Source organism: Microbacterium murale, from assembly GCF_014635185.1.
Lineage (GTDB): Bacteria > Actinomycetota > Actinomycetes > Actinomycetales > Microbacteriaceae > Microbacterium > Microbacterium murale.
Genome location: NZ_BMCM01000001.1, coordinates 779,447 through 791,727, shown reverse-complemented (window position 1 = coordinate 791,727; position 12,281 = coordinate 779,447). Strand labels below are relative to the sequence as shown.

At 66.3% G+C, this 12,281-nt stretch carries 14 protein-coding genes and 1 riboswitch; of the genes, 5 read left to right on the top strand and 9 right to left on the bottom strand.

Going from position 1 to position 12,281, the window contains the following annotated elements:
- Positions 1 to 67: 67 nt before the first annotated feature.
- From uraD to pucL, 3 genes are read left to right on the top strand one after another with little or no spacing between them, the layout of a single operon-like run.
- The gene (uraD, locus tag IEV67_RS03815; RefSeq protein ID WP_188435231.1) at positions 68 to 565 is read left to right on the top strand and encodes a 2-oxo-4-hydroxy-4-carboxy-5-ureidoimidazoline decarboxylase; all 498 of its coding nucleotides are present in this window, start codon (positions 68 to 70) and stop codon (positions 563 to 565) included.
- Complete coding sequence (uraH, locus tag IEV67_RS03810; RefSeq protein WP_188435230.1) at positions 562 to 906, top strand: hydroxyisourate hydrolase; 345 nt, start codon at positions 562 to 564, stop codon at positions 904 to 906. Before uraD ends, uraH begins: the two co-directional genes overlap by 4 nt.
- 4 nt (positions 907 to 910) lie before the next feature.
- The gene (pucL, locus tag IEV67_RS03805) at positions 911 to 1,867 is read left to right on the top strand and encodes a factor-independent urate hydroxylase (protein ID WP_188435229.1); all 957 of its coding nucleotides are present in this window, start codon (positions 911 to 913) and stop codon (positions 1,865 to 1,867) included.
- Positions 1,868 to 1,894: 27 nt separating this feature from the next.
- Here the strand turns inward: pucL and IEV67_RS03800 are convergent, their stop codons facing one another.
- The 4 genes from IEV67_RS03800 to IEV67_RS18920 form a co-directional block, all read right to left on the bottom strand.
- On the bottom strand, positions 1,895 to 2,812 hold the full coding sequence (locus IEV67_RS03800; RefSeq protein WP_188435228.1) for a J domain-containing protein: 918 nt from the start codon (positions 2,810 to 2,812) through the stop codon (positions 1,895 to 1,897).
- A complete protein-coding gene (gene pnuC, locus IEV67_RS03795) occupies positions 2,812 to 3,528 on the bottom strand; it encodes a nicotinamide riboside transporter PnuC (protein WP_188435731.1) in 717 nt (238 codons plus the stop codon). Before pnuC ends, IEV67_RS03800 begins: the two co-directional genes overlap by 1 nt.
- Before the next feature lie 74 nt (positions 3,529 to 3,602).
- Positions 3,603 to 3,731: riboswitch (FMN riboswitch) on the bottom strand.
- A 17-nt stretch (positions 3,732 to 3,748) separates the two neighbouring features.
- Entirely contained in the window at positions 3,749 to 4,531 is a 783-nt protein-coding gene (locus IEV67_RS03790) for an HAD-IA family hydrolase (protein ID WP_188435227.1), read from the bottom strand.
- 67 nt (positions 4,532 to 4,598) lie between these two features.
- Positions 4,599 to 6,383, bottom strand: coding sequence for an HNH endonuclease signature motif containing protein (locus tag IEV67_RS18920; RefSeq protein ID WP_229702701.1), 1,785 nt, complete (start codon positions 6,381 to 6,383; stop codon positions 4,599 to 4,601).
- A gap of 171 nt (positions 6,384 to 6,554) precedes the next feature.
- Here IEV67_RS18920 and IEV67_RS03780 point away from each other — a divergent pair, with 171 nt between their 5' ends.
- Positions 6,555 to 7,151: a protein-L-isoaspartate O-methyltransferase family protein gene (locus IEV67_RS03780; protein WP_188435226.1), complete on the top strand. Its 597-nt coding sequence runs from the start codon at positions 6,555 to 6,557 to the stop codon at positions 7,149 to 7,151.
- 8 nt (positions 7,152 to 7,159) lie between these two features.
- Here the strand turns inward: IEV67_RS03780 and IEV67_RS03775 are convergent, their stop codons facing one another.
- Positions 7,160 to 7,819: a 4a-hydroxytetrahydrobiopterin dehydratase gene (locus tag IEV67_RS03775; RefSeq protein ID WP_188435225.1), complete on the bottom strand. Its 660-nt coding sequence runs from the start codon at positions 7,817 to 7,819 to the stop codon at positions 7,160 to 7,162.
- A 63-nt stretch (positions 7,820 to 7,882) separates the two neighbouring features.
- Positions 7,883 to 8,800: a DUF808 family protein gene (locus IEV67_RS03770; protein ID WP_188435224.1), complete on the bottom strand. Its 918-nt coding sequence runs from the start codon at positions 8,798 to 8,800 to the stop codon at positions 7,883 to 7,885.
- A gap of 145 nt (positions 8,801 to 8,945) precedes the next feature.
- Here IEV67_RS03770 and msrA point away from each other — a divergent pair, with 145 nt between their 5' ends.
- The gene (msrA, locus tag IEV67_RS03765; protein WP_084595680.1) at positions 8,946 to 9,491 is read left to right on the top strand and encodes a peptide-methionine (S)-S-oxide reductase MsrA; all 546 of its coding nucleotides are present in this window, start codon (positions 8,946 to 8,948) and stop codon (positions 9,489 to 9,491) included.
- Between the two features lie 44 nt (positions 9,492 to 9,535).
- On the opposite strand, the gene IEV67_RS03760 is transcribed toward msrA, so the two are convergent.
- From IEV67_RS03760 to IEV67_RS03750, 3 genes are read right to left on the bottom strand one after another with little or no spacing between them, the layout of a single operon-like run.
- Positions 9,536 to 10,510 (bottom strand): glycoside hydrolase family 130 protein, encoded by a 975-nt coding sequence (locus tag IEV67_RS03760; RefSeq protein ID WP_188435223.1) that lies wholly within the window; start codon positions 10,508 to 10,510, stop codon positions 9,536 to 9,538.
- A gap of 30 nt (positions 10,511 to 10,540) precedes the next feature.
- Positions 10,541 to 11,383: a carbohydrate ABC transporter permease gene (locus IEV67_RS03755; protein ID WP_188435222.1), complete on the bottom strand. Its 843-nt coding sequence runs from the start codon at positions 11,381 to 11,383 to the stop codon at positions 10,541 to 10,543.
- Positions 11,383 to 12,279 (bottom strand): carbohydrate ABC transporter permease, encoded by an 897-nt coding sequence (locus IEV67_RS03750; protein WP_033105667.1) that lies wholly within the window; start codon positions 12,277 to 12,279, stop codon positions 11,383 to 11,385. The genes IEV67_RS03755 and IEV67_RS03750 overlap by 1 nt, the downstream gene beginning before the upstream one ends.
- Positions 12,280 to 12,281 lie beyond the last annotated feature (2 nt).

Sequence of the window (12,281 nt, the reverse complement as noted above, 5' to 3'; positions counted from 1 at the left end):
TACGAGAGAACTTCTCCCGTATTCCTTACACCGTGGATGCCAGCACGCAAGAGAAAGAGATCAAGCAATGTTGCTTGAGCAATTCAATCTGGCGGAGCGGGGCGATGCCGTCACCGCGCTCCGGCCGTGTATCGACGTGACGCGATGGTGTGAAGACATCGTCGATCGCCGTCCCTACGAGTCGGTCGACTCTCTCGTGGTGGCGGCGGCGCAGGCCGCCGATCCGTTCACGACCGAGGAGATCGATTCGGCCCTCGCTCACCATCCTCGGATCGGCGAGCGTGCGGGAGGGGACAGTAGAGAGGCGACGCTCTCGCGCTCGGAGCAGGCCGGGGTCGACCCGTCCGACGCCGACGTGCAGCAGGCGCTTCGTGAGGGCAATCTCACGTACGAGGAGCGCTTCGGCCGGGTCTTCCTGATCCGTGCGGCCGGACGTACCGCGGCAGAGATCCTATCGAGTCTGCGGGAACGCCTGCAGCACGACCCCGACTCGGAAGAGCGGATCATCGCCGGGCAGCTGCGAGAGATCGCATTGCTCCGACTGAGAGGAACGATCATCGCATGACTGCTGTGTCGCACATCACGACCCACGTCCTCGATGCTGTGCAGGGGCTGCCGGCTCCTGGCGTGTCGGTCGTGCTCTCCGCGCTCCGGGATGGCGAATGGATGCTGATCGCCGAGGGCGTCACGGATGCCGACGGCCGGGCGAAGCAGCTCGGCCCCGAGGCCGTGCCCGCCGGCACGTACCGGCTCCATTTCGACACCGGCGGGTACTTCGCCCGCACCGACACCCCCACCTTCTATCCCGAAGTCGTGCTCACCTTCGTCGTCGATGACGAGCAGCGCCACTATCACGTGCCGCTGCTGCTGAGTCCCTTCGCATATTCGACCTACCGAGGAAGTTAGAACGATGACCGACATCATGACCCGCCGCCAGACCGAGACCGCCGCCGAGACGCCTGACGACGGCATCATCCTCGGACCGAACCAGTACGGCAAGGCCGAGGTCCGCGTCGTCAAGGTCACCAGAGACGGCGACCGGCATTCGATCGAAGACCTCAACGTCACCTCGCAGCTGCGTGGCGACTTCGAGGCCGCGCATCTCGACGGCGACAACGGCCACGTCGTCGCGACCGACACCCAGAAGAACACCGTGTTCTCGTTCGCGCGCGACGGGATCGGCTCGCCCGAGGCATTCCTGTTGAGACTCTCCGACCACTTCACGAGCTCGTTCGACTGGGTCGAGGGCGGACGCTGGCTCGCTGAGAGCTACGCGTGGGATCGGATCCAGGTCGACGGCGAAGGGCACGACCATTCCTTCGTCCGATCGGGGCAAGAGACGCGCACGGCCGTCGTCGTCGCCGAGGGGGCGGAGCGGCACATCATCGCCGGGCTGAAGGGACTGACGGTGCTCAAGACCACGCAGTCCGGATTCGTCGGGTTCCCGAAGGACAGATACACGTCGCTGAAGGAGACTACCGACCGCATCCTCGCCACCGACGTCTCGGCGCGCTGGCGGTATGCCCAGGATGCCGATGCTCGCGATCTGGACTTCAATGAGATCTACGCGGATGTGAAGCGCATCCTGCTGGAGGAGTTCACGCGGCAATACTCGGCGGCGCTGCAGGCGACGCTGTTCGACATGGGGCGCGCGGTTCTCGCAGCACATCCTGAGATCGCGGAGATCCGCTTCTCGATGCCCAACAAGCATCACTTCGTCGTCGATCTCGAGCCCTACGGTCTCGACAACCCCAATGAGGTGTTCTTCGCCTCCGATCGCTCGTACGGCCTGATCGAAGCGGCCGTGACCCGTGAGGGTCAGGCCGAGGTGGCGTCGGCGTGGGAGGCGGTCAGCTCGTTCTGCTGAGCGCTCGGCTCGATCTGAGCCCGTCGCTCAGACGAATCGCACGGCGTGCTGCAGGCGCGTGCGCACATCGAACAGCTCGTTGCCGCCGATGTCGCGCGCGCCCGGCACGCCCTGGCGCAGCACGGTGTGCAGCGCGCTGCGGCGCACGACGACCACAGGGACGCCGCGCACCTTCCCGAGGGGCGTGATTGCCTGGTCGAGGTCGTCGTCGGGCAGCACGACGATCGCTCCGCCGAAGCGAACGCGAGCTGAACGTGCGACGACGCGCATGCGGGCGAGGAGAGCGGCGATGGGTGCGGCGCCGTCGACGGCCGGGCCGATGATCTCGCCGCGTCGGAAGCGGACGACCTCGCCGAAGTCCTCGGACAGCACGCCGTACAGGCCGGACGGGCTGAGGATGACGTGGTCGAGCTTCGCGTCGGGCTCCGGGCCGGTCGCGACGTCGTGCCACACGGTGAAGCCCATGCCGAGGTCGGAAACGGTGCGCGCGGTCTCCTCTTCGGCGAGGGCGTCGGCGAGCATTCGGCGCAGTTCATGCGGTGCTGAGCGTACGAGCGCCGGGTCGTAAGGGTCGGGAACTTCGACGCCGTGGCCCGCCCATTCGCGGATCAATGACAGGTAGCGCTCGCGACGCCAACCGCCCGGGTGTCCATAGGAGCGTGCCTTCGGACGGGTGTCGGTGCGGGCAGGAGGCGCCTGCCAACCGCTCCAGGTCACCTCGTCGGCCGAGAAGCCGTGGCCGGGATCGTAGGCGGCGCGGGCTTCGACCGTGCCGACCAGTTCCCACGCCCGCTGCACCTGGTTGAACGCGGCAGCATCGCCGCCGGCATCCGGATGCGTCTGGCGCAAGCGCAGGCGGAACGCGCGCTTGATCTCGTCAGCGGTGGCGGTGGGGTCGACGCCGAGCACCTCGTAGGCCGAGGCGGAGAGCGGGCTGTCGAACATCACTCTCCATTCTGGTCGGTCCTCGCTATGCGCGGGTCGGGCATGATCGTGTCGATCTTCGGCTTGGCGTTCGCGTGCGCGCGCCACCAGACGACGAATCCGACGGCGGTGAAGACGCCGTAGAACACGTACATGAAGCCGGTGGCGTAGTACCCGGAGCTGAAGAGCAGTGGCACGCCGACGACGTCGACGGCGATCCAGATCAGCCAGAACTCGGTCCAGCCCTTCGCCATGCCGTAGGTCGCGAGCAGCGATCCGACGAAGGTCCAGGCATCCGCCCAGACCGGTTCCCACGAGCCGAGCAGACGGAACAGGGGCGTCAGAGCGATCGTTCCGATGATCATGACGAGTACGAGTCCGACGCGTGCGCTGTTCGGTGCCCAGCGTGGAGTCACCTGCCCGCCGCCGGCTTTCAGCTGTCGCCAGCGGATCCAGCCGTAGATCGCGACGGCGATGAACATGATCTGGCGCCCTGCCTGACCGAGCAAGTTCGGCAGTGAATGGGCGGGGTTGAGGATGGATCCGAGGAACACCGTCAGCAGCAGCAGATTGCCGACGATGCCGACCGGCCATGCCCAGACCTTGCGGCGCATGCCGCCCAGTGCGCTGGCGAGGCCGAAGACGTTGCCGACGACCTCGCGGATGAGCAGGCTCTGCCCACCGGGCAGTACCCACTGCGAGTTGAAGGCTTCGACCAGCCAGCGCAGGATGTCCATCGTTCTCCATTCGGCATCGATGCTGCCGAGGAGGATGCTGCGCTCTGACATGCGCGTCGCCGCGCATAGCTCACGCTGTGCTTCTCCCATCCAGACTTTGACTGTCGGTACCGGAGTTCCACCGGTTCAACCGCCGCTCCGAAGAGCAGCGGGTCGCGGACTATGACCGCCGGTTCGGAATTTCACCGACCCCGGAGCACATGTGTGTTCGTTCTGAAGATTACCCGAGGGATGTCATGAGCTCGTCCAGCCCGGCGACGGACGCGTCGAAGCGATCGGATGCCGTGGGCGGATCGCCGACCGGCCGATCGACGTAGCACGTGCGCATGCCGGCGTCTTGTGCGGCGCGGAGGTCCCACGCGTGCGCGGCGACCATGAGGATCCGCTCTGGTGCGCGGTCGGCGACCTGCACCGCGCGTCGGTAGAGCGCCGGCGCCGGCTTGTAGGCGGCGACTTCGTGGGCGGTCACAGCGTGATGCCAACGCAGGCCGGTGAGCGCGGCAAGGTGGAGGAGCGTCGTCGGCGCTGCGTTGGACAGCGCGAGAATCGGCACGCGTGCGGCAATCCGCTCGAGTCCCGCGACGGAATCCGGCCATGGCAGAAGGCGCCTGCTTGCGGTTGCGAGGCGGGCGACGGTATCGGATGCTGCGCCCACCTCATTCGTCGCCGCCAGTTCTACCGAGGCGCCGGGTGCCGTTGCGACATCGGGCGTCGTCGTGACACCGGGTGCCACAGCGATGCCCAGGGCCGCTGCGGCGGCGAGAACATGGAGAGCGGCTTCTGCATCGAGCACTTCCGAGTCGACGTAGGCGCGACGCCCTTCTGCGATCTCGGTCTGCTGATCGGCGACGAAACGCTGCCAATCCTGGGCCAGGGACTGCACCTGCCGAACGTCGGCGTCGGGAATCGCCTCGCGAACCGCCGTCCGTAATCCTGTCGCTTCATCGACAAGAGTTCCCAGCACGTCGAACACGACGACGTCGATGTCAGTCAGCTGCCTCATGTGAGGGTCAACCGCGCGGAGTCATCGGGTGTTCCGGGTGGGTAAACAGTCGTGGTCGTGGTCGATGTCACCGGGTGTTCGATGCGGATTCGGGCTCGGTGTGGCGTTCGTGGTCGAGGGCGTGGTTGAGGGCGTCGTGGACGGCGGTGTAGTTGTGGTGGGGTGATCGCCATTTGGCATAGGGGTCCCACCAGTTGGGGCCGCGGATCTCTGGCATGCCGTTGCGCATGCGGATCTTCCAGATGCCTTCGTCGAGGGTGTGGTGGTGGTGCCAGCACAGGGGCACGCCGTTGCTGGTGTGGGTGGGTCCGCCGCGGGCGTGTTCTTCGACGTGGTGGAGTTCGCACCAGTCGGCGGGCACGTCGCAGCCGGGGATGAGGCATTCGCGGTCTCTGAGCACGATCGCGCGGCGTTGGGTCGCGTTGAACAGGCGCGCACTGGTGCTGATCGCGACGATCGCACCGTTCTCGTCGAACAGCACCCGCTGCACACCTCCCGCGCACCCGGCATGATCGGCCGCGCCGAGGGGGACGTCGTATCCGGTGCTGTCGATCCTGGCCCGGCCGGTGCGGTGCGCGTAGTCCTCCGCGGTGACCGAGACGACCAGGGTCGGTGCCGCACCACCCAGGGTGGGCATGCCCCCGGAGGCGGCGGCGACCATCAGGGCGGTCGCGAACGCGTCGTGACGTTTCTGCGCGTGGGTGCGCAGGTCCGCCAACTCCACCGGCGGAGATTTCGCCTTGTGTTCGGGGAGCCCGTCGGCACGATCCGAGACCTCTTCGCCGGCCTCGTACTCGGTGCTGCTGGAGTACTTCGCATCGAACCAATCATCGTCATCGCCGTCATCAGCGCCGGCGCCACCGTTGCCGCGATCGCCCCTGCCGAAGTGGGTGTCATTGCGGGCGCCGCTGGTCCCGCCGTCGTCGCTGTCGCCGCCACCGGTCCCGTCATCGCTGGTCTCGTCGTCGCCGTGACTGCTGTCGTCGCTGCGTTCGCCGTCACCGTCGTCGTCCGAGGGCCGGAACCGCACGGTGCTGCTGCTGCCGGTGTCTTCGGCTTTCGGGTTCAACAGGGAATCGACGAGCTTCTGCAACTGCGCCGCGACCTCCGGCAACAACTCACCCCGCACGGGGACGGATCCGTCGCGGAGCTTCCCGATCGTGAAATACCTCCGCCGCCGCCCGGCCCGATCCGACGGCTCCGCCCCATCTGGATCCAGGCGGGCCACGATATGCGCCGCCAGCGCGGCAAGCTCATCCACCGTCGGCGCCGGCGCCACCCCCGAATCGCCAGGATCCGTGCCGTCCAACGGCAGCCCGGCCGCGAACCTCGCCAGCACCGCATCCGCCGCCAACCGGTCCGCCACACCGACCCGGACCGCCTTCACCAACGGGGTCGTGCAGGCCAGGAACCCGCCCACCGACAGCACCCCGTCCGCCAACGCGTCCGCCAGCTCGGGGAACTTCCCCGGCAACATCCCACCGGAGGTGATGTCCACCTCACGGCGCACCGCCCCCGCCGCGGCCACACACCGGCGTGCGGCCGGCCCGTCCACGAGCAGGGTGCGGCGCAGCAGCTCGGCCGCATCCCGGCATCCCGCCCGCGTCGACAACCGCCCCTCACGCTCGCACTCATCCCGCCCCACGACCTGATCCGTCACCGCCACGATCGCACCATCCAACCGCCGCTGCACACGCCCCAACACCTGGACCACAGCGAGAAGCTCATCATCACCAGCGAACCGCAAGTCACCATCCGCAGCATCCGCCCCCGCACCATCCGCGCCAGAGGAACCCATCGCATCGGCCAACAACCGATCGACGCCCGCCAACTCCTCCGCCAGTGATCCCATACCCCCATTCAAACGAGGGCCACCGACATTCAAACCCCAGATCAGACCACATTCACGAACTGTGGACAACCCCTCTGAATCACACACCTGTGCAGAAAGAGTCGACTGGGGGATCGTCACCGACGAAACACCCCACTGGCACCCCGACACCCTCCGGCGTACGTTCGGATCATGTCTGGAATCACGGTGGATCCCGCAGCGGAAGCCCGTGTGCGGTCCGCGATGTCCTCAATTTCCCGGGCAGATTTTCTGCCGCCAGAAGTGCGCCATCTGGCCGAAGGCGACCGCCCCGTGATGATCGGCTGGAACGCGACGAACTCGCAGCCGTCGACGGTGGCGAGGATGCTGGCGCTGCTCGATGTGCGACCCGGCGACCGCGTGCTCGACGTCGGAAGCGGCTCGGGATGGACGACCGCCATATTGTCCGCTTTGGCCGACGCGGAGGGCACCGTCATCGGCGTCGAACTGGTTCCCCAACTGGTGAGCTACGGACGCGAACGTCTCGTGGAGACAGGGGCGCACGCCGAGATCCGGGCAGCCGTCCCCGACACACTGGGCCTCCCCGATGAGGCGCCGTTCGACCGCATCCTCGTCTCCGCACAAGCGACGACGATTCCGGTGCGACTGGAAGCGCAACTCGCCGAAGGCGGGCGCCTGGTCGTTCCGGTCGCGGGTGTGATGACCGTCGTCGACATCCGCAAAGGCATCCCGCACAGGCGAGCGGATGCCGGCCGCTACAGCTTCGTTCCTCTTGAGGAAAGCGACTGAGTTCTACATCACGCCTCGATGTCGGCCCACCCCGCGATATCGACGCCGTGATTGTCAGGCGATGCAATCGTCCACGACTCGGGTGCGATCTCCTCGCCAGCGATGCGCCCGCCGGCAGCGATCGCCGCTCGAACACGTCCCTCGGCCTGATCCGCCGGCACCGACACATCGATGTGTGTCCGTCCACGACCTGGGCGCGCAGGATTGAGTTCGTGAAACCAGAGGTGCGGTCCGCGCCGCAGAGGATCGATCAGATCCTCATCCCCCAATCGGCGGTAGCCGAATGCGGCTTCCCAGAACGGGCGGGTGTCGACTCCGGCGTCCTGCGCCACTGCGATGCCGACCACCATCAGCATGCTGGGGTCTGCGACCAGCCCCATGGAGCGGGCAGCCGCGCTGACCGCGATCGCGAGGTCGACGTCTTTGCGACTCAGCGCGCCGTCCGCACGTGAGGTCGTCCTGATCACCACGCCCTCAGGACGCACATCCACATCCGGTTCATGGCCGACGGTCGTCGCTGCGACGGAGATCGCGCCAACGAACTCTGCCGCCTGTGCGAATGACGAGGTGCGATAGAACGCATGCGCTCCCCAGAAGAGCACGCGCCAGTCTTCGACGCCGCCGGTGGCGTGGAACTCTTTCGGAAGCACCTGCTCCAAGACGTCCATGCCGACGAGGCTACGCTTGTACCCATCCGCGGAAAAGCCCTCCGCCGACCCCGAGACAGCGAGCTACGCGGCCACCGTCACCGGCGATTCCTCGCCTTCATGGAAGCTCGGCTCCTTGCCCAGCATCCGTCCGATCAGAAGCACCACCCCGACGACCACGAGCCCGACCGCGAGCCCGGCCACGGCCGAGACGAATGTCTCGCCGATCCAGGCGATGACAGCACCGGCGGGCGCGAGGAAGTCGTGGATGCCGTGGAGCATGTCGCTGAAGAACACGAGCCCGACCTCGCCGAGGTTCGCGAGCAGCAGATGGCCACCGACCCACAGCATCGCGACGGTTCCGACGACGCTGATGACGCGGAACACCGCGGGCATCGAGCGCACGATCCGCGTGCCGGTATGGCGCACGCGACGCGACGGATTCTTCGCCATCTTCAGCCCGACGTCGTCGATCTTCACGAGCAGTGCGACCGCTCCGTAGACGATGACGGTCATCAGCAGTGCGATGACGGCGAGGATCGCGAGCGTCATCCAGATACTGAGCCCTGCGTCGAGGTTCGACAGCGAGATGAGCATGATCTCGGTCGACAGGATGAGGTCGGTGCGGATAGCGCCCCACACGAGCTTGTTCTCATTGCGCGCGCCTTCATCGGCGTGACCGTGATGGAACCCGAACCACTCCAGCACCTTCTCGGCGCCTTCGAAGCAGAGGTACGTGCCGCCGAGGATGAGCAGGAACGGCAGCACCCACGGCGCGAATGCCGTCAGCAGCAACGCGATCGGGATGATGATCACGAACTTGTTCGCGAGCGAGCCGAGCGTGATCTTCGCGACCACCGGCAGCTCGCGTGCCGGCGAGATGCCCTGCACGTACTGCGGCGTGACGGCGGCGTCGTCGATCACGACGCCTGCGGCCTTCGCGGATGCCTTCATCGCGGCACTCAGGATGTCGTCGACGACGGCGAGCAGACCAACCGACATGCGTCCCCCTAGATGTTCAGGAAAGCAAGACTACTGGCCCGATGCCCTGGCCGCTGTCGCCCGGAACCTCGATGTGGTGCGGAATGCCCGAAGCGGTGAGACTGTTCTCAAGGGGTGACAGATCATCACCCGAGGAGGGTCCATCATGACCGATACCGGAACCATCACCCGCACACCAGGCACCGAGACGGCGGTCCTCGCCGGCGGATGCTTCTGGGGCATGGAAGACCTCGTCCGTCGCCAGCCCGGCGTGCTCGACACCAGAGTCGGCTACACCGGCGGCGAGAACGCCTACGCGACCTACCGCAATCACCCCGGTCACGCCGAAGCCCTGGAGGTCGTGTTCGATCCCACGAAGACGACGTACCGCGACGTCCTCGCGTTCTTCTTCCAGATCCACGACCCCTCGACGCTGAACCGTCAGGGCAACGACATCGGCACGAGCTACCGTTCGGCGATCTTCCCGTTGAGCCCCGAGCAGGAGCAGATCGCCCGTGAGACGATCGCCGACGTCGATGCATCCGGGCTGTGGCCGGCCAAGGCGGTCACGACGATCGAGCCGGAAGGTCCGTTCTGGGAGGCCGAACCCGAGCACCAGGACTATCTGATCACATACCCGAACGGGTACACCTGCCATTTCCCGCGCGCGGGATGGGTGCTGCCGAAGCGCGAACAGGCCGCGAGCGCCTGACCGGCCTCACCCCGCGCGACCGGCCTCACCCCGCGCGCAGGGCCTCACCCCGCGCGCAGGGCCCGCCCCCAGGGCTGAGCCGGGTCGTGGATCGCGACGGCCAGAGTCGTGTCGGACTGGCCGTAGTACGCGAACCATCGATCCTTGAACTTCACCAGCCCCTCCACGAACGTCACGTTCGAGACGAGACCGTTGGTGTCCTCGAACGTCTGCGGACGCAGCCATGGTTCCTGAAGCCGGGCGATCACCTTCGTCGGCTCATCGGGGTCGATGGCGATCTGGCCGCACCGGTAGTCGACGTCGACCGAGCCGTCTTCGTTGACCGTGCGCGTCGCACCGTTGGTGAGGAAGACGAGCAGTCCGTTGTCGGCCAGCACGGGCGAGGTGCCGATCTCGACCAGGGCCTCGTCCCAGGTGCCTGGCGTCGGGGAGTACATCGGATCGGTGTCGGCTGTGCCGGGCGTCCAGTGGATCAGATCGTCGCTGGTCGCCCAGTAGATCGCGCCCTCGCCGAAGTACATCCACCACTTGCCGTGCATCTTCACCGGCACGATCACTCCGGCCTTCGACCAGTTGAATCCGCGCGGGTCCATCGTCTTGAACGTGTCGAAGTCCTCGAACAGCGGCCCGTGCTTGGTCCAGGTGCGAAGGTCCGACGAGGTCGCGAGGCACAGCTGTGCGCTGTGACGATCCCAGCCTGTGTAGGTGAGGTAGTAGGTGCCGTCGATCAGCGCGATCCGAGGGTCCTCGCACCCGAAGCGCTCGTAGTCCTCGGAGGGGGAGAGGATCGGCGCATCCTCACGAGTGAAGTTCACGCCGTCGCTGGATCTGGCCATCCCGATGTGCGACACGATGTCGTCCGCATGCGCGCGGTAGAGCAGCACGACCTCGCCGGCGTCGACGAGCGCGGCCGGGTTGTAGAGGTTGGACGATTCCCAACTGTCGCCGCGCGGGCGCAGGATGGGGTTTCCCTCGAACGGGGTGAACGGGCCGAGGGGGAAGGTGGCTCCGGTGAACATGGATGCCCTTTCTGGCTAGACAGTGCTTGATCAGCCCTTGACGGCTGCGCCGAGGTCGGTGGCTCTGAAGAACCGCTGGAAGACGATGAACAGGATCACGACGGGGAACGCGAGCGCCGTGGCGCCGGCGAGGATCGCCCCGTTCGGGTTGGCAGTGGACTGCGCGACGTTGCTGATGTAGTTCGCCAGCGACACCGCGAGCGGCTGGAGCGAGGCGTCCTTCGTGATGAGGAACGGCCAGAGGAACTCGTTCCACGGGCCGATGAACGTGACGAGGACGACGGTCACCAGCACGGGACGGATGAGCGGGATCGCCACCGACGTCAACAGGCGGATCTCACCTGCGCCGTCGATCCGCGCCGCTTCGAAGATCTCCACCGGCAGCGCCTTGAAGAACTGCACGAAGATGAACACCGCCGTCGTGTTGATGAGGAAGGGCAGGATCATGCCCATGTAGGAGTCGCCGAGGCCGTAGTTGCGGGTGATCTGCACGTAGAGCGGGATCATGAGCAGCTGGAACGGCACCATCTGCACGAGCAGCATCAGCACCCAGATAACACCGCGGCCGCGGAAGTCGAGGCGTGCGATCGCGTACCCGGCCAGGAGGCCGAACACCACTGTGCCCAGCAGCACGCCCGCCGTGAAGATCAGCGAGTTCAGCAACGAACCGGCCAGGTCGATCCGCGAATCGATCGCGACGAAGTTGTCGACGGTCCAGCCGCTGGTCGGGAAGAGCTCGTCAGGGGCGTTCGTGGGGCTTTCCTGGAATGCGCCGACGATCATGAAGTAGAACGGGAAGGCGAACCCGATCGCTGCGATCGTGAGCAGGATGATGCTCAGGATGCGAGGGATCTTGCTTCTGCGTCTCATCATCATCTCTCCCTCGTCGCGCGGTTGGCGGCCAGTGACAGCATCCCGACCAGGATCACCAGGATCATGCCGATCGCAGCCGCCGTGTCAGGGTTCTGCTGCTGGATACCCAGCTGGTAGATGAGCAGCACGGGCGTGGACGAGGCCCCGTCCGGACCGCCGCCGTTTGTCAGCAGGTACGGCTCTGTGAACAGGTTGGCGCCGGTGATGATCGACAGGATCAGCACGAGCGTGGTGGCGCTGCGCACGCCGGGCACTGTCACGTGCAGGAATCGCTTGAAGGCGCCGGCTCCGTCGGTCTCGGCCGATTCGTAGAGCTCCTTCGGCACGTTCTGAAGCGCGGCGAGGTACAGCAGGATGTAGAAGCCCAGCTGCTTCCACGTTACATAGAGCGCAATCATCGGCATCGCCAGGCCGCTGTTCACGAGCCAGGACGGTTCGGGTGCGAGCGGACCGAGGATCGTGTTGATCAGGCCGTTGCCCGAGAACAGCAGCATCCAGACGCCGACGAGCGAGACGCTCGCCGTCAGATACGGCACGTAGAACGCGACCCGGTAGGCGGCCACCCAGCGGATGCCGGTGTTCAGCGCCGCCGCGAGCACGAGTGAGAGCACGGCGGTCAGCGGCACGTTTATGACCAGGAAGACCAGGGTGTTGCGGAAGGACCCGAGCACCCGCGGATCGGTGAGCACGGTGACGAAGTTGTCGAACCCGACGAACGGCCGATCGACTTCGACGTTGGGTGCGGTGAAGAAGTAGTCGTGGAACGCGATGTAGACCGCGAACGCGAGTGGATACGCGAAGATCGCGATCACGAAGACGAAGTACGGCAGCGAGAAGAGGCCACCGATCGGCTGCGCACCCAGCAATCGGGTGCGCAGCCGCCGCTTGTCGGTCATCA

What these genes read in the sequence shown, in the direction of transcription:
- pnuC (WP_188435731.1), bottom strand. Translation starts at nt 3,528, where the DNA reads ATGGACATCCTGCGCTGGCTGGTCGAAGCCTTCAACTCGCAGTGGGTA.
- IEV67_RS03790 (WP_188435227.1), bottom strand. Translation starts at nt 4,531, where the DNA reads ATGAGGCAGCTGACTGACATCGACGTCGTCGTGTTCGACGTGCTGGGA.
- msrA (WP_084595680.1), top strand. Translation starts at nt 8,946, where the DNA reads ATGACCGATACCGGAACCATCACCCGCACACCAGGCACCGAGACGGCG.
- IEV67_RS03775 (WP_188435225.1), bottom strand. Translation starts at nt 7,819, where the DNA reads ATGGACGTCTTGGAGCAGGTGCTTCCGAAAGAGTTCCACGCCACCGGC.
- uraD (WP_188435231.1), top strand. Translation starts at nt 68, where the DNA reads ATGTTGCTTGAGCAATTCAATCTGGCGGAGCGGGGCGATGCCGTCACC.
- IEV67_RS03750 (WP_033105667.1), bottom strand. Translation starts at nt 12,279, where the DNA reads ATGACCGACAAGCGGCGGCTGCGCACCCGATTGCTGGGTGCGCAGCCG.
- IEV67_RS03770 (WP_188435224.1), bottom strand. Translation starts at nt 8,800, where the DNA reads ATGTCGGTTGGTCTGCTCGCCGTCGTCGACGACATCCTGAGTGCCGCG.
- IEV67_RS03780 (WP_188435226.1), top strand. Translation starts at nt 6,555, where the DNA reads ATGTCTGGAATCACGGTGGATCCCGCAGCGGAAGCCCGTGTGCGGTCC.
- pucL (WP_188435229.1), top strand. Translation starts at nt 911, where the DNA reads ATGACCGACATCATGACCCGCCGCCAGACCGAGACCGCCGCCGAGACG.
- IEV67_RS03800 (WP_188435228.1), bottom strand. Translation starts at nt 2,812, where the DNA reads ATGTTCGACAGCCCGCTCTCCGCCTCGGCCTACGAGGTGCTCGGCGTC.
- uraH (WP_188435230.1), top strand. Translation starts at nt 562, where the DNA reads ATGACTGCTGTGTCGCACATCACGACCCACGTCCTCGATGCTGTGCAG.
- IEV67_RS03760 (WP_188435223.1), bottom strand. Translation starts at nt 10,510, where the DNA reads ATGTTCACCGGAGCCACCTTCCCCCTCGGCCCGTTCACCCCGTTCGAG.
- IEV67_RS18920 (WP_229702701.1), bottom strand. Translation starts at nt 6,383, where the DNA reads ATGGGATCACTGGCGGAGGAGTTGGCGGGCGTCGATCGGTTGTTGGCC.
- IEV67_RS03755 (WP_188435222.1), bottom strand. Translation starts at nt 11,383, where the DNA reads ATGATGAGACGCAGAAGCAAGATCCCTCGCATCCTGAGCATCATCCTG.